This is a genomic window from Luteimonas sp. S4-F44 (assembly GCF_022637415.1).
In the GTDB taxonomy this organism is placed as follows: domain Bacteria; phylum Pseudomonadota; class Gammaproteobacteria; order Xanthomonadales; family Xanthomonadaceae; genus Luteimonas.
Genome location: NZ_CP093340.1, coordinates 1,171,636 through 1,193,266, shown reverse-complemented (window position 1 = coordinate 1,193,266; position 21,631 = coordinate 1,171,636). Strand labels below are relative to the sequence as shown.

Sequence of the window (21,631 nt, the reverse complement as noted above, 5' to 3'; positions counted from 1 at the left end):
GATGAGGCATCCAAGGCGTGAGGACGGGACGGGCGTGCTCGCCGGAACCCGCCCGATGGGCGCACGAGCGGCGGAAACACGCGGAAAATGCCGGTCGATGTTACTTGCGGCCGCGAAGCGCGGGCAAGTATGCTGACCGCAGCACCGGCCCCGGCCGGGTTGCCGTTCACCCTCCAGTCGCCCCCCGACGCGCTTGCCGTCGACCAGATTCCCGCCGCGGACGCCGCCTTGACTGATTCCGATACCGCTTCACGGCCTGCGCCGAACGAGAACTACCTGCTCATCAATGCCTACACCACGCATCCGGCCTCGCCGCTGCTGTCGGTGTCGCGCCGGATCGCAGACAGCGGCTGCAACCTCGTCGACACCCGCCTGTCCACTGTGGGCCGCGATGTCTCGGTCACCGCGCTGGCCAATGGCCCCTGGGACGCGGTTGCCAAGCTCGAGGCGATGCTCACACGCCTGGAGCGCGAGGAAGGCCTGAAGCTGATCTGGTACCGCACCGGCCCCAAGCCAGTGCAATCGAACCTGCTGCCCTACGTGGTGGAGGTCGTCGCGGCCGACAAGCCGGGCATCCTGTACCAGTTGGCGGATTTCTTCGACCGCCAAGGCATCACCATCGAGAGCCTGCACTCCTCGCGCTATCGCGCCATGCAGACCGGCGCGGACATGTTCTCGGCCCAGGTCACCATTGGTATTCCGTCGAACATGCACATCGCGGCGTTGCGGGACGATTTCCTCGAGTTCTGCGACCACCTCAATCTCGATGCCATCATGGACCCGATGAAGTTCTGATGCCGATGGCGCACCGCTTGCCTCCCGCATCGCCTTGCCGCATCGTGATGCGCAGCCCCACCGGCATGGAACGGCCGACTGTTCGATGAGCGCCACGCCTCTCGCCGCCTCGACGCTGCAGCTGCCGCTGGCCCTGTCCGGCGGCACGACCACCACGCTCGCCGCCTACGCGGGCCGCTGGCTGGTGCTGTATTTCTATCCCAAGGACGCCACGCCCGGCTGCACGACCGAGGGCCTGGAGTTCAATGCGCTGCTGCCACGGCTGCACGCACTGGGCGCCGACGTGCTCGGTGTGTCGCGCGATTCGGTGCGCGCGCACGACAACTTCTGCGCCAAGCAGGGCTTCGCCTTCCCGCTGGTCAGCGATACCGATGAAGCGCTGTGCCGCGCGTTCGACGTCATCCGCGAAAAAACCATGTACGGCCGCAAGGTGCTGGGCATCGAGCGCAGCACGTTTCTGATCGACCCGTCGGGCTGCATCGCAGCCCAATGGCGCAAGGTCCGCGTCGCCGGCCACGCCCAGGCCGTGTTCGACGCGCTGCAGGCCGCGCAATCCAGGTGATCGCACTCGCCCGCCCCGGCGGCCGCCGTCCCGGATTCCGGGCCATGGCGGCGCTGCCGTGGGCGCTCGACCCCGGCCAGCTGTCCGGCCTCACCCGTTCTCGACTGCCGGCGCGGATGCTGGCTTCAAGTGTGTTTCTCTCCCCGCCCTGTCACGGAGCGCCGCGACCACGATGATGACCCAAGGCAAGCGTGTCTACGTCCTCGACACCAACGTGCTGATGCACGACCCCACGGCGCTGTTCAAGTTCGAGGAGCACGATGTCTACCTGCCGATGCAGGTGATCGAGGAGCTCGACAACGCCAAGAAGGGCACCAGCGAATCGAGCCGCAATGCCCGGCAGGTCAGCCGGTTCATCAACGAACTGATCGAAGCCTCGGGCAGCGAGCGCATCGCCTCGGGTCTGCCGCTCGCCCATCCGCAGGGCCTGCAGTTGCGCGGCGCCGCCAGCGTCGGCCACCTGCGCTTCCAGACCACGGTGCCCAAGGAGGACAAGACCTCGTTCGGTGCGGTCGCCCCCGACAACCGCATTCTCGGCGCGATCCTCGCCCTCAAGCGCGACGAGCCCGACGACACGGTGGTGTTCATCTCCAAGGACATCAACCTGCGGATCAAGGCCGCGATCGCCGGCATCGCCAACGAGGATTACGAGAACGATCGCGCGCTGGACGATTTCAGCCTGCTTTACACCGGCGCGACCGCATTGCCGGAGGATTTCTGGACCCGGCACGGCAAGGACCTGCGCTCGTGGACCGATAAGGGCCGCACGTTCTACGAACTCGCCGCCGACGAAGAGGACGGCTGGTATCCCAACCAGTTCCTGTACCTGCCCGGCGACGAGGAGTCGGAGTTCCGGGTCGTGGCGGTCGAGAACGGCCGCGCGACGCTGCAGATCGTCGACGATTTCCGCCACAATCAGCATTCGGTCTGGGGCATCCTGGCGCGCAACCGCGAGCAGAACTTCGCGCTCAATGCGCTGATGGACCCGGACGTCGACTTCGTCACCTTGCTGGGCACCGCCGGCACCGGCAAAACCCTGCTCGCGCTGGCGGCGGGGCTGGCGCAGACGATGGACCAGCAGCGCTATCGCGAGATCATCATGACCCGCGCGACGGTCAGCGTCGGCGAGGATATCGGCTTTCTGCCCGGCACCGAGGAAGAGAAGATGACGCCGTGGATGGGCGCGCTGACCGACAACCTCGAGGTGCTGACCCACAACCAGGACGGCGGCAGTTGGGGGCGCGCGGCGACCAACGACCTATTGGCGTCGCGGATCAAGATCCGCTCGCTGAACTTCATGCGCGGGCGCACGTTCCTCAGCCGCTATCTGATCCTCGACGAGGCGCAGAACCTCACCCCCAAGCAGATGAAGACGCTGATCACCCGCGCCGGGCCGGGCACCAAGATCGTGTGCCTGGGCAACGTCGAGCAGATCGATACGCCCTACCTGACCGAGACGACCTCGGGCCTGACCTACGCGGTGGATCGCTTCAAACAGTGGGCGCACAGTGCGCACATCACGTTGCGCCGCGGCGAGCGCTCGCGTCTGGCCGATTTCGCGTCCGAAGTGCTCTGACCGCGGCGCCAGCTACCGCAGCCTGATCACGGGACGACACAACGCCGGCACCCGCGCATGCGGGTGTCGGCCCCGCACCCTGCGCGGCTGACCCATCGCCACCTCGCCCAAGGCTGGGCGGGCCAAAGTGATGCATCAGCCATCGATTTGAACTGCTCCGGCTTGCATCGGCATTCGCTGCGATGCAACATGCCGGCATGCGTCCAGGGCCGTCCCCGTGATTTCCGCCACCCAGTTGCGTGCCGCGCGCGCATTACTCGGGCTCGACCAGCGCGCGCTGGCGGCGCTGTCGGGTGTCTCGCTGCCGACGATCCAGCGCATGGAGGCCAGCGCGGGCGACGTGCGCGGCTCGATCGCGACGCTGACCAAGATCGTCGACGCGCTGGAGACCGCTGGCGTTGAGTTGATCGGCAACGACCGCGCCAGTCATGGACGCGGCCGCGGCGTGCGGCTCAAGGATCCGGCATGAGCAAGGCACGGCCACCGCGGGCGATGCGCTGAGACGATGGGGATGCAGTTGCCACGCTGGGTCTGGGTGGGCGCGGTGACGCTGGCGTGCATTGCCGGCATGGTCAATGTGACCGGCTACCTGGGCTTCGAGCATCTGGCCGTCAGCCACCTCACCGGCACCACCAGTCTGCTCGGCGCCGCGCTCGCCGACGGCGACTGGCGCTCGGTGCGCCATCTGTGGGCGATCCTGATCGCCTTCAGCATCGGCGCGATGCTCAGCGGCCTGATCATCCAGGACAGTACGCTGCGCCTGGGACGGCGCTACGGCGCCGCGCTTGCGCTCGAATCGGCGCTGCTGCTGGCCGCGGTCCCGCTGTTCTCGTCCCAGCCCCTCAACGGCGCGCTGCTGGCAGCGATGGCCTGCGGCCTGCAGAACGCGATGGTGACCACCTACAGCGGCGCGATCGTGCGCACGACCCATCTCAGCGGCATGTTCACCGACTTAGGGATCGGCCTGGGCCATCTGATCCGCGGCAAGCCGCTGCCGATGCGCCGGCTCACGCTCAGCGGCCTGATCATCACCGGCTTCCTCGGTGGCGGCGTGCTTGGCACCTGGCTGTTCCGCGCGCTGCACTACCGCGCGCTGTTGATCCCAGCCGCGCTGACCGGCCTGACCGGTCTGGGCTATGTGGGCTACCGGCATTGGACGCTGGTGCGCGATGCGCGCCGCGTTCACTGACGCCGGCACGTGCGCGCCGGGCGTTGCGGCAGAATAGCGCCATGTCCGACACCCCCCGCCCCCCTTCCGCGCTCAGCATCGCCGGCTCCGATTCGGGTGGCGGTGCGGGTATCCAGGCCGACCTGAAGACCTTCGCCGCGCATCGCGTCCATGGCCTGTCGGCCATCGCCGCGCTGACCGCGCAGCACACCCGCGGCGTGAGCGCGGTGCACGCGCCGCCAGTCGCGTTCCTGCAGGCGCAGATCGACGCCTGCTTCGACGACTTCGACGTACGCGCGGTGAAGATCGGCATGCTTGCGACCGCGTCGATCGTGGTCGCGGTGGCCGACGCGCTCGCCGCGCACCCGCACGTGCCGGTGGTGCTCGACCCGGTAATGATCGCGACCTCCGGCGCCAAACTGCTCGACGACGATGCGCTCGAAGCATTGCGCACCCGGCTGCTGCCGCGCGCGACCGTGCTCACCCCCAACATCCCGGAGGCAGAACTGCTGCTCGGCACCCCGATCACCGATGCCGATCACGCCCGTACCGCACTTGGCGCGTTGCGTGCGCTCGGTGCGCGCGGCGTGCTGCTCAAGGGCGGCCACCTCGACGAAGGCGACCGCGTGGTGGACCGCTATGCCGATGCGCAGGTGCAGTTCGAACACACCGCGCCGCGCTTGGCGATCGACGGCCACGGCACCGGCTGCACGCTGTCGTCAGCGATCGCCGCGCACCTGGCGCTGGGGGCATCGGCGCCGGACGCCTGCCGTCAGGGCATCGACTATGTGCACGCGACGATGCGCGACGCCTACCGGCCCGGCCGGAGCGCGGTCAGCGTGCTCGGCCACCTGGGGCCAATCGCCCGATGAACACGCCGTCGCCGCCCCTGGCCCTGGTTGCAGGCGATGGCCACCGCTACGAGCTGATCGCGCGCGTGCCGGCCTCGCCGCAGCGCAGCCTGCTCTGGCTGCCCGCGATGGGGGTGCCGGCGCGGCACTACCTGCCGTTCGCCGAACGCCTGGCGGCGCACGGGGTCGCGGTATTCCTGCACGAATGGCGCGGCATCGGTTCGAGCGGGCTGCGCGCCGGACGCCACATCGATTGGGGCTATCGCGACCTGCTCGACGACATCGCTTGCAGCGAGGCGGCGATGCACGCGGCCGTGCCCGACGCCGGACGCATCATCGGCGGCCACAGCCTCGGCGGCCAGCTCGCATGCTGCCATCTGGCCTGCCGACCCGATGCGGCACAGGCGCTGTGGCTGGTCGCCAGCGGCGCACCGTACTGGCGCGCCTTCCCCGGACCGCGCGCGCTCGCACTGCCGGCGCTGTACCGGTTCATGGCCTGGCTGTCGCGGGTCAACGGCGTGCTGCCCGGTCGCCGACTCGGCTTCGGCGGCAATGAAGCCCGCGGCGTCATCGCCGACTGGACGCGCAGCGGGCTGTCGGGCCGCTATCGCGCCGCCGGCCTCGATCTGGACCTGGACACCGCGCTGCATCGGGTCGATGTTCCGGTCGCGGCTGCCGTGCTGGCCGACGACTGGCTGGCCCCGGCGTCCTCGCTGCGCTACCTGCTCGGCAAGCTCGCCACATCGGCGCTGACGGTCGCGACCTTCGATGCCCAGGCGCTGGGCATCGCCGCCGACCACTTCGCCTGGATGCGGCAGCCCGACACGGTCGCCGACTGGCTCGCGCAGCGCTGACCCGGCCGCCCCGGGACGCTGCGCTAAACTGCGCCGTCCTCTTTTTCCGAATGCCCCTCGCCCATGAGCGCAACGCTGCCCACACGCGACGACATCCGCATTTCCGTCGTCGGCCTGGGATACGTCGGCCTGCCGCTCGCGGTCGCGTTCGGGCGACGCCACCCCACACTGGGCTTCGACATCGACCAGGCGCGCATCGAGCAGTTGCAGGCCGGCCATGACCATACCCGCGAGCTGTCGGAAGACGAACTGCGCGCAGCGACACACCTGCACTACAGCGCTGACCCGGCAGCGCTCGCGCGCTGCAACGTGCATGTGATCACCGTGCCGACGCCGGTCGACGACTACCGCCGGCCGGATCTGTCGGCGCTGGAACGCGCGAGCCGCGCGGTCGGCGCCACGCTCGCGGCCGGCGACGTGGTGATCTACGAATCCACGGTGTATCCAGGCGCGACCGAGGAGGTCTGCGTCCCGATCCTCGAGCAGGCCTCGGGCTTGCGCTACCGCGACGATTTCCATGTCGGCTACAGCCCCGAGCGGATCAACCCGGGCGACAAGCTGCACCGCCTGGAGAACACGCTGAAGGTCACTGCCGGCTCCTCGCCGGCCGCGGCCGACTTCGTCGATGCGCTCTACCGCGACATCGTCGAAGCCGGCACGCACCGGGTCTCGAGCATCCGCGTGGCCGAAGCTGCGAAGGTCATCGAGAACACCCAGCGCGACGTCAACATCGCGCTGGTCAACGAACTGGCGCTGATCTTCGAACGGCTCGGCATCGACACCCACGAGGTGCTCGAAGCGGCCGGTACGAAGTGGAACTTCCTGCCGTTCCGCCCCGGTCTGGTCGGCGGCCACTGCATCGGCGTCGATCCCTACTACCTCACCCACAAGGCCCAGCAGATCGGCTACCACCCGGAGGTCATCCTCGCCGGGCGCCGCATCAACGACAGTATGGGCCTGCACGTAGCGCAGCGGCTGGTGAAGCTGATGCAGCAGCGCGGCATCCAGACCGCCGGCGCACGCGTGCTGGTGCTGGGCCTGGCGTTCAAGGAGAATTGCCCGGACCTGCGCAACACGCGCGTGGTCGACGTGGTCGCCGAACTGCGCAGCTACGGCGTCGAGGTGGACGTGCACGATCCCTGGGTGGCCCCGGCCTACGCCGAGCACGAGTACGGGCTGCGCCCGGTCGCCACGCCCGAGGCGAGCGCCTACGACGCCATCGTGCTGGCGGTCGCGCACACCCAGTTCCGCGAGCTCGGCAGCGCCGGCATCCGCGCCTACGGCAAGCCCGGCGCGGTGCTGTTCGACGTCAAGGCGATCCTGCCGGCCGACGAGGTCGACGCGCGGCTGTAGCGCGGCGGCCCACACGCGCGGCGCCCGTCGCCGTCGCGGGCACCGGCCTCAGGCGCGGTGGTAGGGGTGGTTGGCCAGCATCGCCGCGGCGCGGTAGAGCTGTTCGGCCAGCACCAGCCGCACCAGCATGTGCGGCAGCGTCAACGGGCCGAGCGACCAGCGCTCATCGGCGCGCGCCAGCACCGCGTCGGCGTGGCCTTCCGGTCCGCCGATCAGAAACGCCAGATCCCGCCCCTGCGCGCGCCAGTGCTCCAGCCGCTGCGCGAGGTCCTCGGACGAATGCATCCGTCCTCGCCCGTCGAGCGCGACCACCCAGGCGTTGCGCGGCAGCGCGGCGAGCACGCGCGCGCCCTCGTCGGCCATCGCACGCACCGTGTCGCGGCCCTTGCCACGCAGGCCCGGCTCGACCTCCACCAGGTCCAGCGGCAACCAGTGCGACAGGCGCTTGCGGTACTCACCGAAGCCATCGGCCACCCAGGCGGGGGCGCGCTCGCCGACTGCGACCAGGCGGGCCTTCATGCGGTCACGCGTGACTGACAAGCATCGGCCGGGGCCGGATGCCGCTTCACCCGTCGCTGCGCGGCTCGCCGGCGCCCGGCGGCTGGTCGCCGACCGTCCACAGGCGCTCGAGCGCGTAGAACTCGCGCACGCGCGGCAGCATGACGTGCACGACCACATCGCCCAGGTCCACGAGCACCCATTCGGCCTCGCGCTCGCCCTCGACGCCGAGCGGCTGGCAGTCGAGCTGCTTGGCGCGCTTGACGACCTCGTCGGCGATCGACTTCACGTGGCGGCTGGAGGTCCCGGAGGCGACGACCATGAAGTCGCAGACGCTGCTGCGGCCGCGCACATCGATATCGACGACGTCGACGGCCTTGAGGTGATCGACCGCATCGAGCGCGGTTCGGAGCAGGACATCTGCCGGCGGCGGCGGCTCGGGCAGACGGGTCTTGATGACGCGAGCGGTATCGGACAAGGGATCGGGACTCGAAAAGTGCGGCGTGGATTATAGCGGAGCGCCCAGCTGCGGCCGGTACAGCCCCTTCTCCTCGATGAATGCGGCCACCGCGTCAGGCACCAGCCCCGCCAGCGACGCACCGGCGGCCGCCTGCGCGCGGACTTGCGTGGCCGAGACCGGATGCAGCGGCTGGCGCAAGCGCAGCACCCGCCCGGCCGGGGTCGCCGACAACGCGGCCGGCGTGTCGGTCCAGCGATCGGCCAGGCAGGCCGCCAGGTCAGGGGCCAGCGCGCCGTCCAAGCCACTGCCCGGACGTTCGGCGACCACCAGATGCGCCAGTGCGAACAGCGCCTGCCAGCGATGCCAGTGCGGCAGGCCGAGCAGGCTGTCGGCGCCGACCAGCCACGCCAATGGCCGCGCATCGCCCAGGCGCGCGCGTAGCGCAGTCAATGTGTCGACGGTGTAACTGCGGCCGCCACGCCGCAGTTCCTCGCGATCGAGCAGCAGGCCCGGCTCGCCGTCGATCGCCAGCGCGATCATCGCCGCGCGCTGCGTGGCATCGGCCCCGGGCGGCGCACGATGCGGCGGATCGGCAGCGGGCATCAGCCGGACGGTGCAGCCCAGCGCGTCGCGCGCGGCCCGCGCGATCGCCAGATGGCCGCAATGCACTGGATCGAAGGTGCCGCCGTAGACCAGATAGAGCATCGCCGGGGTCAGGCCGCCAGCAGCGCGCCGGCCCGGGCGTCGGCGACCGCGATCAGCAACCGCTCCAGCGCAAGCCAGGCGTCGGCCGGGTCGATCCCCGGCCGGCCGCGCCCCTTGGCGATCCGGTCGATCCGGCCGGCCTCGGCGACGAAGCGGTCCCAGCGTGCGGCCGGGTGCCGCTGCAGCGCACGCCGGTAGCCGGCCTGGCGCGCGTCCCAGATGCGCTGGGCCTTGAATTCGGCGGCCATGTTGCCGCCGCGCGCCTGGACCTGCGCCAGACTGGCCGCGCGCGTGAGTTCCATGACGATCATGCCCATCAGCGCGGGAATCGCCGCGCCCTCGGCGCGCAGGCCGGCGAGCATTCGCGCGGCCTGCGCCGGCTGGCCGTTCATCGTCGCATCGAGCAGCCGGAACACGTCGTAGCGCGCGGCATCGGCGACCAGCGCCTGCATCCGCGCCGCATCCAGCGGCTGACCGTCGGCCAGCAGCGCGAGCTTGTCGACCTCCTGCGCTGCGGCCAGCAGGTTGCCGTCGACGCGCTCGGCCAGCAGTTGCACCGCCGCCCGCTCGGCGGGCACGCCGCGACTGCGCAGGCGCGCCTCCATCCAGCCTTCGAGTTCGTGCGGCTTGACCTGCCAGGCGATCACCAGGTGCCCGACTGCGGCCACCGCCTCGCTCCACTTGCCGCCATGCTGCCGGCTCCATTCGCCGCCGGTGATCAGCAAGGTGACGTCGGCCGGCGGATCGGCGCAGAAGCCGGCGATGACCTGCGCGCCTTCCTTGCCGGGCTTGGTCGTGGGCAGGCGCAACTCGACCAGCCGTCGGCTGGCGAACAGGCTGGGCGCGCGGAACGTCGCCTCGAGCGCGTTCCAGTCCACGTCGCGGCCTTCGGGCTCGAACACCTCGCGCTCGGACACGCCTTGGGCGCGCGCCGCGGCCCGCACCGCGTCGGCGGCCTCGAGCACGCGCAGCGGCTCGGGCCCGGCGATCAGGTAGGCCGGCCGCAACGGCTCGCGCGCCAGTTGCGCAGCCAGGCGCTCGGGGGTCAGCTCCACGGCGAGGACGCGCCGCTGGCCGGGACTGTCGCCATCAACCGCGCTCGCGTTCCTGCGGGTTGCGGAACACCGCATCGATGCGGCGGATGATCGAGGCGGTCATTTCGCGCTCGAGCTCGCGCGACAGCAACTCGCGCTCGGAATCGGCGCCGATCGAATCGGTCGGCAGCGCCAGGTAGTCACGCGCCAGCTCGATCGCCTGCTGGGGCACGATGTCGCGGCCGTCGGCATCGCGCATCGAGAACACCACCGCGTAGCGCAGCGTGTACTCCTGCGCGCGGCCCTGGGCGTCGAGACTGGCCGGCAGCGACGCCCAACGCTCGGACCGGATGTCGAGCACGGCGACATCGACCGCCTCGTCAGGGGCGATCTGCGCGCCGGCCGCGGCCAGCGCGCGCTCGACCGAGCGTGCGAGCCGGCTGTAGGGATCGGACGAGACGATGTCCACCGGCCCCAGCTCCGTCGGCAGCGTCAGCGCGTTGCGCAGATGGAAGCCGCAAGCCGACAGGGTCAGCGCAAGGACCGTGGCGACAGCGGCCAGACGGAGGGAAACCGGGCGGAGGATGCTCATGGGCGGAGTCTGGACGAGGCGGTCTTGGCCGGCAAGCGGCGCGCGGACGCGCCGCCCCGGCAGGTTCAGGCGGCGACGATGTTGACGATCTTGCCCGGCACCACGATGACCTTGCGCACGGTCATCTGGGCGAGGAACCGCGCCACGTTCGGCTCGGCCAAGGCCTGCGCCTCGACCACGTCCTTGGCGGCGTCGGCAGCGACCTCGATCGTGCCGCGCAGCTTGCCGTTGACCTGGACGGCCAGGGTCAACGCATCGCGTGCCAGCGCGGATGGGTCGGCACGCGGGAACGGCTGGTCCTCGAGCAGGGTCTCGGGGTGGCCCAGCAGCTGCCACAGCGCGTGCGCGATGTGCGGGGTGATCGGATTGAGCAGCAGCACGATCGTCGAAAGGGTCTCCTGCAGCAGCGCGCGTGCGTTGGCGTTGTCGGCCTCGAACTTCTGTACGTGGTTGAACAGTTCCATCACCGCCGCGATCGCGGTGTTGAAGCTGTGGCGGCGGCCGTAGTCGTCGCCCACCTTCTGGATCGCCTCGTGCAGCTGACGGCGCAGCGTCCGCTGCGCCGGGGTCGCGGCGGCGACGTCGAAGGCGCCGGCAGGACCAGCCTCGACATGCCGCTGGACCTGCGTCCACAGTCTGCGCAGGAAGCGCGCCATGCCCTCGACGCCGGCCTCGTTCCATTCCAGCGACTGCTCGGGCGGGGCGGCGAACATCGAGAACAGGCGCACGGTGTCGGCGCCGTACTTGTCGATCATCGATTGCGGATCGATGCCGTTGTTCTTGGACTTGGACATCTTCTCCACGCCGCCCACCCGCACAGGCGCGCCGTCGCGCTTGCACACCGCGCCGACGATGCGGCCCTTGTCGTCGCGAGTGACCTCGACATCGGCCGGATGGATCCAGTCCTTGCCGCCGTTGTCCTGGTCCCGATAGAACGTCTCGGCGATCACCATGCCCTGGGTCAGCAGGTTGCGCACCGGCTCGTCGCCGTGCACCAGGCCCGCGTCGCGCATCAGGCGATGGTAGAAGCGGAAGTACAGCAGGTGCAGGATCGCGTGCTCGATACCGCCGATGTACTGGTCGACCGGCATCCAGTAATTGGCGCGCTCGTCGACCATGTCCGCGGCACCGGGCGAGGTGTAGCGCGCGGTGTACCAGCTCGACTCCATGAAGGTGTCGAAGGTGTCGGTCTCGCGTTCGGCGGGGCCGCCGCAGTCCGGGCAGGTGGTCTTGCGCCACTGCGGGTCGGACTTAATCGGTGACTGCACCACGCCCGGGTTGGCGAACGCATCCTCGACATCCTCGGGCAACAGGACCGGCAACTGGTCCTCGGGCACCGGCACCGCGCCGCAGGCCTGGCAGTAGATCACCGGAATCGGGCAGCCCCAGTAGCGCTGGCGGCTCACGCCCCAGTCGCGCAGCCGGAAGTTGACCTTGCGTGCACCCTGCCCCTGCGCGCCCAGGTACGCGGCCAGCGCATCGAACGCGCCGTCGAAATCCAGGCCGTCGTACTGGCCGGAATTGATCAGCACGCCGCGCTCGGTGTAGGCGCCGCGCTGCTCGATGCCGTCGAGATAATCGCGGACCACCGCGACGGCGGCCGAGGTGTCGTAGGCATCGACCGAACCGCCCGACAGCGCCGCCTGGAACGGGTCGGCATCGTGGGCGACATCGCCGACCACCTCGCGCAGCGCATCGCGCACCGCCAGCGGCACGACCACCGGCCGCACCGGCAGGCCGTAGGCCTTGGCGAACTCCCAGTCGCGCTGGTCGTGCGCGGGCACCGCCATCACCGCGCCGGTGCCATAGCCCATCAGCACGAAGTTGGCGACGTAGATCGGCACGTCCTCGCCGGTGACCGGATGGATCGCCCACAGGCCGGTCGCCATGCCGCGCTTGTCCTGGGCCTCGAGCTCGGCCTCCGACACCCCGCCCTGGCGCAGGTCGGCAAGGAACGCGGCCAGCTCGGGATTGTCCTGCGCGGCCTTGAGTGCCAGCGGGTGCTCGCCGGCGATGCTGAGGAAAGTGACGCCCATCAGCGTGTCGGGACGCGTGGTGTAGACGGTCAGCGGGGTCGCTTCGCCGTCGACTGCGAAGGTGATCTCCAGCCCCTCGCTGCGGCCGATCCAGTTGCGCTGCATGGTCTTGACCGAGTCCGGCCAGCCCTCGAGCGTGTCCAGGCCGTCGAGCAGTTCCTGCGCGTAGTCGGTGATCTTGAGGAACCACTGCGGGATTTCACGCTTCTCCACCACCGCGCCCGAACGCCAGCCGCGGCCGTCGATGACCTGCTCGTTGGCGAGCACGGTCTGATCGATCGGATCCCAGTTGACAACCGCGTTGCGGCGGTAGGCCAGGCCCTTCTTCATCAGCCGCACGAACATGCGCTGCTCGTGCACGTAGTAGTCCGGGCTGCAGGTGGCGAACTCGCGGCTCCAGTCGATCGCGTACCCCAGCGCCTGCAGCTGGCCGCGCATGTGGTCGATATTGGTGTAGGTCCACTTCGCCGGCGCGGTCGCGTTCTTGATCGCGGCATTCTCGGCCGGCAGGCCAAACGCGTCCCAGGCCATCGGCTGCAGCACGTTCTTGCCGGTCATGCGCTGGTAGCGGCTGATGACGTCGCTGAGCGTGTAGTTGCGCACATGGCCCATGTGCAGCGCGCCGGACGGATACGGCAGCATCGACAGGCAGTAGTATTTGGGTCGATCGGTGCGCTCGACGACCTCGAAGGCGCGGGTGTCGGTCCAGAACCGCTGGGCATCGGCCTCGACGCGGGTGGGCTGGTAGGCGTTGACGGACGAAGCGGTGGGATCGCTGGACACGGACGGTTCTGGCGGCAGAGGACAGCCGGCAAGCCTACCCCAGCGCCTGCGCGTCCGCCACGCGGGCCGGGCGCGGCCGAGCCGGCTGCTAGACTCGCTTGATGTCTAGGACATCACCTCACACCCGCTCCCGAGCTTTGCGCCTGCCGACGATCCTGTTGGCGTTCGTGCTGCTGGTGGGCGCCGCCGCTGCGGCGATCGTCGGTGTGCGCAGCCTGGAGCGGGCGAACGGATCGCTTGAGCACAGCTACTCGGTGATCAACCTGCTGGTCGCCTCGGAAGCGGCGCTGCACGAGGCCGAATCCAAAGCGCGCGGCTACCGCCTGACCGGCCGTGAGAGTTTCCGTCCCGAATACGGCGATGCGGTGGCGCGCGCCGGCCAGTACAGCCGCCGGCTGATCGAACTGACCGCCGACAATCCGGCGCAGCAGGCGCTGGCGCGCACGTTTGACGCCGACATGCAGCGGCATCTGAGCACGATGGAGATCCTGCTCGACCCAACGCAGATGGCTGCCCTGCCCGACGACGAGGGCCAGCGGCGAATCAGCGAGAACGTCCGCCGCGCCACCGCGATGTCGGCATTGCGCCAGCAGTTGCTGGACGAGGAGAACCGGCTGCTGGCCGAGCGCCAGGTCACCAGCCAGCAACGCGCGACCTGGCTGGTGGTGTTCATCGTGCTGGCCTTCGTTGTCGCGCTGGGTCTGCTGATCTTCATGCTGTGGGGCCTGTCGCGCGAGAACCGGCGCAGTCGACGGCTCGAGCGCGACGCGCGCAATGCGATGCGCGACCTGCATGCGCTGTCGGAGCAGCGGCACACCCAGAGCGAGTACGCGGGCATGCTGCAAAGCTGCCAGAGCCGCGAGGAGATCGTCGCGCTGACCACGCGCGCGGTCGTCGAACTGGTGCCCGAGGCCAGCGGGCGCTGCTACCTCGCGCGGCCGTCGCAGAACTTTCTCGAAAGCGCCGGCACCTTCGGCGAACACCCGATCAGCCACGAAGACACTGTCACCCAGGATGATTGCTGGGCGCTGCGCCGCGGTCAGCCGCACTACCTGCGCGGCCGCAGCGGCGGGCTGCGCTGCGCGCACATCGACCGGGACGTGCCACTGGATGGCGTGTCGACACTGTGCGTGCCGCTGATCGCGCAGGGCCAGTCGCTGGGTATGCTGCACGTCAGCGCGGCCAGCGATCCGTCGAGCAGCGACAACGATGCCGCGATCCTGGCCTCGCTGTCGGAACAGATGGCGCTGGCGCTGGCCAACCTGCAATTGCGCGAGACCCTGCGCACGCAGTCGCTGCGCGATCCGCTGACCTCGCTGTTCAATCGCCGCTACCTGGAGGTGAGCTTGGCGCGAGAGCTCCAGCGCTGCGAGCGCCGCCACCTGCCGCTGTCACTGATGATGCTCGACGTCGACCACTTCAAGCGCTTCAACGACACCCACGGCCATGCGGCCGGCGACGCCGTGCTCAGCCAGGTCGGCCGGCTGATCCAGGCCGGCGTGCGGACCGAGGACATCGCCTGCCGCTACGGCGGCGAGGAGTTCACAGTGGTCCTGCCCGAGCTCGACGCGGCGAACGCGCGCATGCGCGCCGAGCAGATCCGCCGTGCGATCGAGATCTCCAGCGTGCAGCACATGGGCCAGACCCTGGGCCCGGTGACGTTATCGATCGGCATCGCCACCTTCCCCGCCAACGGCACCACGCCCGAACTGCTGCTGCAGGTCGCCGATGCCACCCTGTATCGCGCCAAAGCCGAAGGCCGCAACCGCGTGCTGCACGCCTCGCAGACCGACTGAACGTCGCGCGGGCACGCGCCCTGCCGCCGTGCTTCAATCCGGCTTCCTGTCTCGGCCGTCCGGAGCCCATTGCATGTCCAGCCGCTTCCGCCCCACCGCAGCGTCTGCGTTACTCGCCCTGCTCGCCGTCACCCTGCTCGCACCAGCCGCGCAGGCGCAAGACCGGACCGCGCTGCAGTGCGAGCGCCTGTTCGATGCGCGCAGCGGCCGCATGCTCGGCGCGCATACGATCGTGGTTGCCGACGGCCGCATTGAATCGGTCGCCGCCGGGCTCGCGGCGCCGGCGGACCAGGCGCGCACGATCGCGCTCGCCGGGCGCACCTGCATGCCCGGCTGGACCGACCTGCACGTGCACCTGGGCTCGCAGTCCGGCCCGCAGAGCTATTCGGAAGGCTTCCGCCTCGACCCGGTCGATTTCGCCTACCGCTCGATCGGCTACGCGGAAAAGACCCTGCTCGCCGGCTTCACTACGGTGCGCGATCTCGGCGGCGAAGTCGCGCCGCACCTGCGCGATGCGATTGAACAGGGCCTGGTGCGCGGCCCGCGAATCTTCGCGGCCGGCAAGTCGATCGCCACCACCGGCGGCCATGCCGATCCCAGCAACGGCTACAACTCGATGCTCTCGCACCTGATCGGCCCGCCGGGCCCGACCGAAGGCGTGATCAATTCGATCGACGATGCCCGCCAGGCCGTGCGCCAGCGCTATAAGGACGGCAGCGACGTGATCAAGATCACCGCGACCGGTGGCGTGCTCAGCTACGCCAGGTCGGGCGATGCACCGCAGTTCACCGTCGACGAAGTCCAGGCGGTCGTCGACACCGCCAAGGACTACGGCTACCGCGTCGCCGCGCATGCCCACGGCACCGAGGGCATGAAGCGCGCGGTGCTGGCCGGTGTGACCAGCATCGAGCACGGCACCCATATGGACGAGGACGTCATGCGACTGATGAAGCAGCGTGGCACCTGGTACGTGCCGACGATCTACGCCGGGCGCTTCGTCGCCGACAAGGCGCGCGAACCGGGCTACTTCCCCGAGGTCGTGCGTCCGAAGGCGGCGACGATCGGCGCGCAGATCCAGGACACCGCGGCGCGCGCCTACCGCGCCGGTGTGCCGATCGCCTTCGGCACCGACCAGGGCGTGGGCCCGCACGGCGACAACGCGCGCGAGTTCGTCTACATGGTCGAGGCCGGGATCCCGGCGGCATACGCGCTGCAGTCAGCGACGCTGCATGCCGCGACCGTGCTCGGTGTCGACGATCAGGGCATCGTCGAGCCCGGGCGGCGCGCCGACATCATCGCGATGCCGGGCGACCCGCTCGCCGACATCAATGCGGTGCTGGCGGTCGACTTCGTGATGAAGGCCGGCCGCGTGTACCGCGCGCCGGACGCATCGACGACGCTCGACTGAATCAGCCGGCCCGGCGCGGCAACCGCCACGCCAGCCAGGCCGTCCAGCCGCACCAGGCCAGCAGCAACACGCGGTCGGCCGCCCCGGCGGCCGCGACTGCCGGCAACGCCAGCGCGGCCACGACCGCGAGCGCGGCGAGCAGCGAGGCGAGCCGCACGCCCGGCACGGCGATGGCGGCCAGGGACGCGCCGGCGCCGAAGGCCAGGGCCCACAGCATCCACACGCTGGCGTGCGCCCGGCTGCCGCCGCCGTCGAGGTCGCCGGCATCGAGCGGCAGTCCTCCTTGCAGCGCGAACAGCAGGGCCGCCAGCAGCCACAGACGCAAGGCGATGCCGACGGCCAGGCCCGCGTCCGGCCACCAGCGCGCGCGCGCTCGCCATGCCACGATGGCCAACGCGAAGCCGGGCAGCACGAACGCGAGCAGATTGAACGCACCGGCATGCGGCAGCCCGTGCGCGCCGGGCAACGCCAGCGGCACACCCGCCGGCAGGCCCACAACCCGCGCGAAGCCGAACATCGCCAGCCAGATCACGGCATGCGCCACGAGCACCAGCCCCAGCGCCCACCACCGCATCGATGTTCCCATCCACTCCGCTCCGGCCATGTCCGGGCCGGATGATAGGCGCCCGGCGTGCCACCGCGCCGATGTCGCATGGGATCGGCGGCGCGCGCGGTCGGCGCTTGTATCCTGCGCAACCGTCGCCACCTCTAGTCGGGCCGCTCCGGCGGCTCCCCGATCGCAACTGGAACTTCCGCATGCTGCTCAACGGCCAGGCCCCCGCTCCCGAACGCTCGCCCCATATCATCGATGTCACCACCGAGACCTTTGAATCGGCGGTGCTGCAGGCCTCGCTGGATGTGCCGGTTCTGGTGGACTTCTGGGCCGAATGGTGCGGCCCGTGCAAGACCCTGGGCCCGGTGCTCGAGAAGCTGGCGGCCGAATACAACGGCGCCTTCATCCTCGCCAAGGTCGACGTCGACAAGGAATCGCAGATCGCCGCGGCGTTCCAGATCCGCTCGGTGCCGACGGTCTTCCTGATCGCCGGTGGCCAGCCGGTGGACGGCTTTCCGGGTGCGCTGCCCGAGGGCCAGTTGCGCGAGTTCCTGCAGCGCCACGGCATCGTGCCGGCCGAGGGCGATGGCGCCTCGCCCGCCGACACCGCCCCGCTCGATCCCCAGGCCGAGATCGCGCGGCTGCGCGAGGCGGTGGCCGCCGAACCCGACAAGGCGGAACTGCGGCTCGACTTGGCGCTGGCGCTGCTGCAGACCGGCGCCGCGCAGGAAGTCGAAGGCCTGCTCGATGGCCTGCCAGCCAACCTCGCCACCGACGATCGCGCGGTGAAGGCGCGAGCGCGCCTGGATTTTGCCGCGCTGCTGGCCGACGCGCCGCCCATCGAAGCCTTGCAGGCGGCGATCGAACGCGATCCTGCGGATCTGCGCGCCCGCCACCTGCTGGGCGTGCGCCAGATCGTCGCCGGCGATGCACAAGCCGGCCTGGACCAGTTCATCGAGATGCTGCGCCGCGACCGCGATTTCGAGGACGGCCTGCCGCGCAAGGCGCTGATCGACGCGTTCCGCATCGTCGACGACGCCGAACTGGTGGGCCGCTACCGCAGGAAGATGGCCTCGCTGCTGTTCTGACAGGGACGGCGAAGCGCCGGGCGCATCGACGCACCAGCGCGGCGGGCCAGGCCTCTACCAGGCGCCGACCATACAGATGCGTATGGTAAGGTGCTGGCGTCCCGTCACGCCCGCCCGCCATGTCGCCGCGCCTCGCCCGCCTGCTGTTCAACCTCTGGCCGCCGTTCCTGTTTACCGGGATCCGCGTCACCGCGCTGACGCCCGGGTTCTCGCACGCCCGGGTCGAGTTGCGCCGGCACTGGTACAACCGTAACTACGTCGGCACCCACTTCGGCGGCAGCCTGTTCGCGATGACCGACCCGTTCTGGATGCTGATGACGCTGCGCGCGCTCGGCGACGACTACGTGGTCTGGGACAAAGCGGCCGAGATCGAGTTCATCCGCCCCGTCCGCGGCACTGTGCATGCCACGTTCGATCTCGATACCGCCACGGTCGACGCGATCCGCGTGGCGACCGCGCACGGTGACAAACACCTGCGCTGGTTCACCACCGACGTCCTCGATGCGGCGGGCGAACCGGTCGCCCGTGTACGCAAACAGATCTATGTGCGCCGCAAGCGCGACCGCGGCAGCGCCCCGCCGCCTGCCTGAGCCGCGCAGCCGCCCCCAACCCGTCAACGGTCGGTATGCTGTAGCGCCACGGGGAACACGCATGTCGCAGACCACAAGCGGATACGAGTCGCCGGCGTTGCCGCAGATCGCGGGCTACCGCCTGCTGCGCGTCATCGGCCACGGCGGCATGGCGACGGTGTATCTCGGCACGCAGTTGTCGCTGGGACGCGATGTCGCCATCAAGGTCATGCGCCCCGAAACGCTGGCCGACGAGGTCAGCCGGCGCCGGTTCGAGAACGAGACGCGGACGATCGCGCGCCTGGAGCACCCCAACATCGTCGGCATCCACGACGTCGGCCGCACCGCCGACGGGCTGCCCTGGTACGCGATGCCCCACCTGCCGCATGGCCATCTGGGCCAGCGCGATCTGCGCGGCGACCAGGCCCGGGTCCGCACGGTCCTGCACGCGCTGCTGTCGGCGCTGGCCTATGCGCACGCGCGCGGGGTCATCCATCGCGACGTCAAGGCAGAGAACGTGCTGTTCGACGAGACCGACCGGCCGCAGCTGGCGGACTTCGGCATCGCGCTGCGCCGCGGCTACGGCACCCGGATGACGATGGTCGGGCTGGCGGTCGGCAGCACCGCGTACATGGCACCCGAACAGGCCCGCGGGCAACAGGTCGACTTCCGCGCCGACCTCTACAGCGTCGGCGTGCTGGCCTGGGAAATGCTCACCGGCGCGCTGCCGTTCGAGGGCGAGGACGCGCTGTCGATGGCGCTGGCGCATGTGCAGAACCCGGTGCCGCGCCTGCCGCCCGAGTTGCGCCACTGGCAGCGCTTCGTGGACCAGGCGCTGGCGAAGTCGCCCAAGCGGCGGTTCGCCAACGCCGGACAGATGCTACGGGCGCTCGAGCAGGTGCCCCAGCGCAACGGCGAGGCGCGGATCACCGGCCAGATGCGCCGGATCGGCCAGGGCGGACGCCGCCTGTTGCCGTGGCTGGCGCTCCCGGTCGTGCTGCTGGCCGGCGTCGGCGTCTGGCGCGCCTGGGAGCGCCCCTCGGCCCCGACCGCAGTGGCCGACGAGGCCGCGCCGGCCGCGTCGATCGCGAGCGCGCCAACGGTCGCGCACCACGAGACCGCCGATGCCGACGCCGATGCCGATCTCGCACCGCAGGCCGATCCCGACACGGTGGCGGTCGCCGCCGGCATCGAAGCCTCGCAGGCCGCGCCGGTGTCGGAGGCCGACCGCCATCTCGCCGCAGCCGAGCGCCTGCTGCGGGCCGGACGGCTGGCGACACCGCAGGACGACAACGCGCTCGAGCGCCTGCGCCGCGCGCGCGCGGCCGATGCCCAGCACCTGGGGCTGCCGTCGCTGACCGCGCGCGTCTTCGCCGCGGTCGGCAGCCGCGCAACCGCGCTGATCGCGGGGCGCGACGACCGCGCGGCCACCGAACTGCTGCAGGCCGCGCGCGCCCATGCCGGCAGCGCCGAGGAGGTCGCGGCGCTGCAGCCGGTGCGCGCGCAGGTCGCCGATGCGATCGAGGCGCGCATCGCCGATGCCGTGGCCGCGGTCGATCGCGACGACGCGATCGCCAGCCTGGCCGCGGCCGACGCCGTCGGGCTTGACGCCGCGACCAAGGCGCGCTTGCGCCGCGAAGCCTCGGCCATTCCCGATCTCAACGCGCTCGCGGCGAAGATCCCCGGTGGCGCGCGGGTGGTCCGCAGCGGCGACACCAGTTTCGCGATCGCCAATGCCCCGGTCAGCCGCGGCGATTACGCGGCCTTCGTCTCCGCGACCGGCCGCAAGTCGGCGCCCTGCCGCGCGCGCGGCTCGGTCCTGCGTGCGCTGGCGCCGCGCGACTGGGAGTCGCCGGGGTTCGATCAGAGCCCGAGCGATCCGGTGGTATGCGTGTCGTGGCATGACGCGGTCGACTACGCACGCTGGCGCAGCGAACGCGAGGGTCGCAGCATCGTCGTGGCCTCAACCGCACAGGGCGCGGCGGCCCCGACATCCGCCGATGGACCAGCGGAATGGCGCAGCGACTGCGCGGCCGCATGCAAGGATCGCGTCGCCGCCGGCCGCAGCCGGCGCGACGCGCTCGACAGCCGCGCCCTCGATCCCAAGCGCGGCTACGACGACGTCGGCTTCCGGCTCGTGCATCTGCCATGAATTCCCGGGCATGATGACGCCCCCCTTTCGCCTCGCGGATCTTTCATGAGTGCCCACTCCCTGGGCGGGCGCCTGCAGCGCCTGTTCCTCACCGGCCTGCTGACGTTGCTGCCGATCTGGTTGACCTGGATCGTCGTCAAGTTCGTCTTCGTGCTGCTGTCGGACATCAGCACGCCCTGGGTGGTGCCGCTGGCGCACAGCATCTCCGCCGCGTTCCCGGCCCTGGGCTGGATCAATGTCGCCTCGGTGCAGGCGACGGTCGCGATGATCGCGACGATCGTGCTGATCCTCGCCGTCGGCTGGCTGACCCGCCGTGTCGTCGGTCAGCGCATGCTCGGCTGGGTCGACGCGCTGGTGCGCCGCATTCCGCTGGCCAACATCATCTATTCGAGCGCACGCAAGCTGCTCGACATCCTGCAGACCAAGCCCGACGGCACCCAGCGCGTGGTACTGATCGATTTCCCGCACAGCCAGATGAAGTCGGTGGGCTTTGTCACCCGGGTGATCCGCGAACAGGGCACCGGCCGGGAGCTTGCCGCGGTCTACGTGCCGACCACGCCCAACCCGACCTCGGGCTATCTGGAGATCGTGCCGCTGGACAAGGTCACGCCGACCGACTGGACCGTCGACCAGGCGATGAGCTTCATCATCTCCGGCGGCGCGGTCGCGCCCGACACGATTCCCTTCGAGCCGCCGCCGGCTGCGGCGGCGTCCACCCGCTAAGTCCGTGCCGGCACGTCGCCCACGCCAGCGCCCGCAGCCCGCAGGGGCGCGCGGACGCGACCCTGCCACTGCCCG

Annotated in this window: 21 protein-coding genes; 14 read left to right on the top strand and 7 right to left on the bottom strand. The window is 70.4% G+C overall.

The genetic code is table 11. The features are described from left to right. The first annotated feature begins 228 nt into the window (after nt 1-228). The 8 genes from MNO14_RS05420 to MNO14_RS05385 all read left to right on the top strand — a co-directional run bounded on the left by MNO14_RS05420 (nt 229) and on the right by MNO14_RS05385 (nt 7,159). Entirely contained in the window at nt 229-795 is a 567-nt protein-coding gene (locus tag MNO14_RS05420) for a glycine cleavage system protein R (RefSeq protein ID WP_221187474.1), read from the top strand. Nucleotides 796-880: 85 nt separating this feature from the next. Continuing rightward, nucleotides 881-1,357 (top strand): peroxiredoxin, encoded by a 477-nt coding sequence (locus MNO14_RS05415; protein WP_241945721.1) that lies wholly within the window; start codon nt 881-883, stop codon nt 1,355-1,357. Between the two features lie 175 nt (nt 1,358-1,532). Then, a complete protein-coding gene (locus MNO14_RS05410; RefSeq protein WP_241946269.1) occupies nt 1,533-2,933 on the top strand; it encodes a PhoH family protein in 1,401 nt (466 codons plus the stop codon). Between the two features lie 217 nt (nt 2,934-3,150). After that, nucleotides 3,151-3,402, top strand: coding sequence for a helix-turn-helix transcriptional regulator (locus MNO14_RS05405; RefSeq protein ID WP_241945720.1), 252 nt, complete (start codon nt 3,151-3,153; stop codon nt 3,400-3,402). Nucleotides 3,403-3,438: 36 nt separating this feature from the next. Then, nucleotides 3,439-4,122, top strand: a complete 684-nt coding sequence (locus MNO14_RS05400; RefSeq protein ID WP_241945719.1) for a YoaK family protein — start codon at nt 3,439-3,441, stop codon at nt 4,120-4,122. Between the two features lie 41 nt (nt 4,123-4,163). Next, nucleotides 4,164-4,973: a bifunctional hydroxymethylpyrimidine kinase/phosphomethylpyrimidine kinase gene (gene thiD, locus MNO14_RS05395; RefSeq protein ID WP_241945718.1), complete on the top strand. Its 810-nt coding sequence runs from the start codon at nt 4,164-4,166 to the stop codon at nt 4,971-4,973. Beyond that, nucleotides 4,970-5,806 carry an alpha/beta fold hydrolase gene (locus tag MNO14_RS05390; protein ID WP_241945717.1) on the top strand — a complete coding sequence of 279 codons (837 nt, stop codon included), beginning with the start codon at nt 4,970-4,972 and terminating at the stop codon, nt 5,804-5,806. The genes thiD and MNO14_RS05390 overlap by 4 nt, the downstream gene beginning before the upstream one ends. A 63-nt stretch (nt 5,807-5,869) precedes the next feature. After that, the gene (locus MNO14_RS05385; RefSeq protein ID WP_305879410.1) at nt 5,870-7,159 is read left to right on the top strand and encodes a nucleotide sugar dehydrogenase; all 1,290 of its coding nucleotides are present in this window, start codon (nt 5,870-5,872) and stop codon (nt 7,157-7,159) included. A 48-nt stretch (nt 7,160-7,207) separates the two neighbouring features. Here the strand turns inward: MNO14_RS05385 and rlmH are convergent, their stop codons facing one another. The 6 genes from rlmH to leuS form a co-directional block, all read right to left on the bottom strand. Next, nucleotides 7,208-7,678, bottom strand: a complete 471-nt coding sequence (rlmH, locus tag MNO14_RS05380; RefSeq protein WP_241945716.1) for a 23S rRNA (pseudouridine(1915)-N(3))-methyltransferase RlmH — start codon at nt 7,676-7,678, stop codon at nt 7,208-7,210. Between the two features lie 46 nt (nt 7,679-7,724). Then, on the bottom strand, nt 7,725-8,135 hold the full coding sequence (gene rsfS, locus MNO14_RS05375) for a ribosome silencing factor (protein ID WP_241945715.1): 411 nt from the start codon (nt 8,133-8,135) through the stop codon (nt 7,725-7,727). 30 nt (nt 8,136-8,165) lie between these two features. Next, nucleotides 8,166-8,822, bottom strand: coding sequence for a nicotinate-nucleotide adenylyltransferase (gene nadD, locus MNO14_RS05370; RefSeq protein ID WP_241945714.1), 657 nt, complete (start codon nt 8,820-8,822; stop codon nt 8,166-8,168). 8 nt (nt 8,823-8,830) lie between these two features. Then, nucleotides 8,831-9,877 (bottom strand): DNA polymerase III subunit delta, encoded by a 1,047-nt coding sequence (gene holA, locus MNO14_RS05365; RefSeq protein WP_241945713.1) that lies wholly within the window; start codon nt 9,875-9,877, stop codon nt 8,831-8,833. A gap of 34 nt (nt 9,878-9,911) precedes the next feature. Beyond that, entirely contained in the window at nt 9,912-10,448 is a 537-nt protein-coding gene (lptE, locus tag MNO14_RS05360) for an LPS assembly lipoprotein LptE (RefSeq protein WP_241945712.1), read from the bottom strand. 65 nt (nt 10,449-10,513) lie between these two features. Beyond that, nucleotides 10,514-13,267 (bottom strand): leucine--tRNA ligase, encoded by a 2,754-nt coding sequence (gene leuS, locus MNO14_RS05355; protein WP_241945711.1) that lies wholly within the window; start codon nt 13,265-13,267, stop codon nt 10,514-10,516. A 137-nt stretch (nt 13,268-13,404) separates the two neighbouring features. Here leuS and MNO14_RS05350 point away from each other — a divergent pair, with 137 nt between their 5' ends. Continuing rightward, nucleotides 13,405-15,063 carry a diguanylate cyclase gene (locus MNO14_RS05350; RefSeq protein ID WP_241945710.1) on the top strand — a complete coding sequence of 553 codons (1,659 nt, stop codon included), beginning with the start codon at nt 13,405-13,407 and terminating at the stop codon, nt 15,061-15,063. A gap of 73 nt (nt 15,064-15,136) precedes the next feature. Next, nucleotides 15,137-16,471, top strand: coding sequence for an amidohydrolase family protein (locus tag MNO14_RS05345; protein ID WP_241945709.1), 1,335 nt, complete (start codon nt 15,137-15,139; stop codon nt 16,469-16,471). Nucleotide 16,472: 1 nt separating this feature from the next. Here MNO14_RS05345 and MNO14_RS05340 read toward each other — a convergent pair whose 3' ends face one another. After that, nucleotides 16,473-17,057, bottom strand: a complete 585-nt coding sequence (locus MNO14_RS05340) for a DUF998 domain-containing protein (protein WP_241945708.1) — start codon at nt 17,055-17,057, stop codon at nt 16,473-16,475. A 170-nt stretch (nt 17,058-17,227) separates the two neighbouring features. On the opposite strand from MNO14_RS05340, the gene trxA reads away from it, so the two are divergent. From trxA to MNO14_RS05320, 4 genes are all read left to right on the top strand, one after another. Then, nucleotides 17,228-18,112, top strand: coding sequence for a thioredoxin (gene trxA / locus MNO14_RS05335; protein WP_241946267.1), 885 nt, complete (start codon nt 17,228-17,230; stop codon nt 18,110-18,112). 119 nt (nt 18,113-18,231) lie between these two features. Then, the gene (locus tag MNO14_RS05330) at nt 18,232-18,702 is read left to right on the top strand and encodes a DUF4442 domain-containing protein (protein ID WP_241945707.1); all 471 of its coding nucleotides are present in this window, start codon (nt 18,232-18,234) and stop codon (nt 18,700-18,702) included. 61 nt (nt 18,703-18,763) lie between these two features. Continuing rightward, complete coding sequence (locus MNO14_RS05325; RefSeq protein WP_241945706.1) at nt 18,764-20,833, top strand: bifunctional serine/threonine-protein kinase/formylglycine-generating enzyme family protein; 2,070 nt, start codon at nt 18,764-18,766, stop codon at nt 20,831-20,833. A 45-nt stretch (nt 20,834-20,878) separates the two neighbouring features. Continuing rightward, complete coding sequence (locus tag MNO14_RS05320) at nt 20,879-21,556, top strand: DUF502 domain-containing protein (protein ID WP_241945705.1); 678 nt, start codon at nt 20,879-20,881, stop codon at nt 21,554-21,556. The last annotated feature ends 75 nt before the right edge of the window (nt 21,557-21,631 follow it).

Bases quoted from the DNA above. Each gene is read 5' to 3' on its own strand.
- MNO14_RS05325 (WP_241945706.1), top strand. From the start codon at position 18,764: ATGTCGCAGACCACAAGCGGATACGAGTCGCCGGCGTTGCCGCAGATC.
- rlmH (WP_241945716.1), bottom strand. From the start codon at position 7,678: ATGAAGGCCCGCCTGGTCGCAGTCGGCGAGCGCGCCCCCGCCTGGGTG.
- MNO14_RS05330 (WP_241945707.1), top strand. From the start codon at position 18,232: ATGTCGCCGCGCCTCGCCCGCCTGCTGTTCAACCTCTGGCCGCCGTTC.
- MNO14_RS05385 (WP_305879410.1), top strand. From the start codon at position 5,870: ATGAGCGCAACGCTGCCCACACGCGACGACATCCGCATTTCCGTCGTC.
- lptE (WP_241945712.1), bottom strand. From the start codon at position 10,448: ATGAGCATCCTCCGCCCGGTTTCCCTCCGTCTGGCCGCTGTCGCCACG.
- nadD (WP_241945714.1), bottom strand. From the start codon at position 8,822: ATGCTCTATCTGGTCTACGGCGGCACCTTCGATCCAGTGCATTGCGGC.
- thiD (WP_241945718.1), top strand. From the start codon at position 4,164: ATGTCCGACACCCCCCGCCCCCCTTCCGCGCTCAGCATCGCCGGCTCC.
- MNO14_RS05320 (WP_241945705.1), top strand. From the start codon at position 20,879: ATGAGTGCCCACTCCCTGGGCGGGCGCCTGCAGCGCCTGTTCCTCACC.
- MNO14_RS05415 (WP_241945721.1), top strand. From the start codon at position 881: ATGAGCGCCACGCCTCTCGCCGCCTCGACGCTGCAGCTGCCGCTGGCC.
- MNO14_RS05345 (WP_241945709.1), top strand. From the start codon at position 15,137: ATGTCCAGCCGCTTCCGCCCCACCGCAGCGTCTGCGTTACTCGCCCTG.
- MNO14_RS05410 (WP_241946269.1), top strand. From the start codon at position 1,533: ATGACCCAAGGCAAGCGTGTCTACGTCCTCGACACCAACGTGCTGATG.
- MNO14_RS05390 (WP_241945717.1), top strand. From the start codon at position 4,970: ATGAACACGCCGTCGCCGCCCCTGGCCCTGGTTGCAGGCGATGGCCAC.
- trxA (WP_241946267.1), top strand. From the start codon at position 17,228: ATGCTGCTCAACGGCCAGGCCCCCGCTCCCGAACGCTCGCCCCATATC.
- MNO14_RS05400 (WP_241945719.1), top strand. From the start codon at position 3,439: ATGGGGATGCAGTTGCCACGCTGGGTCTGGGTGGGCGCGGTGACGCTG.
- MNO14_RS05340 (WP_241945708.1), bottom strand. From the start codon at position 17,057: ATGGGAACATCGATGCGGTGGTGGGCGCTGGGGCTGGTGCTCGTGGCG.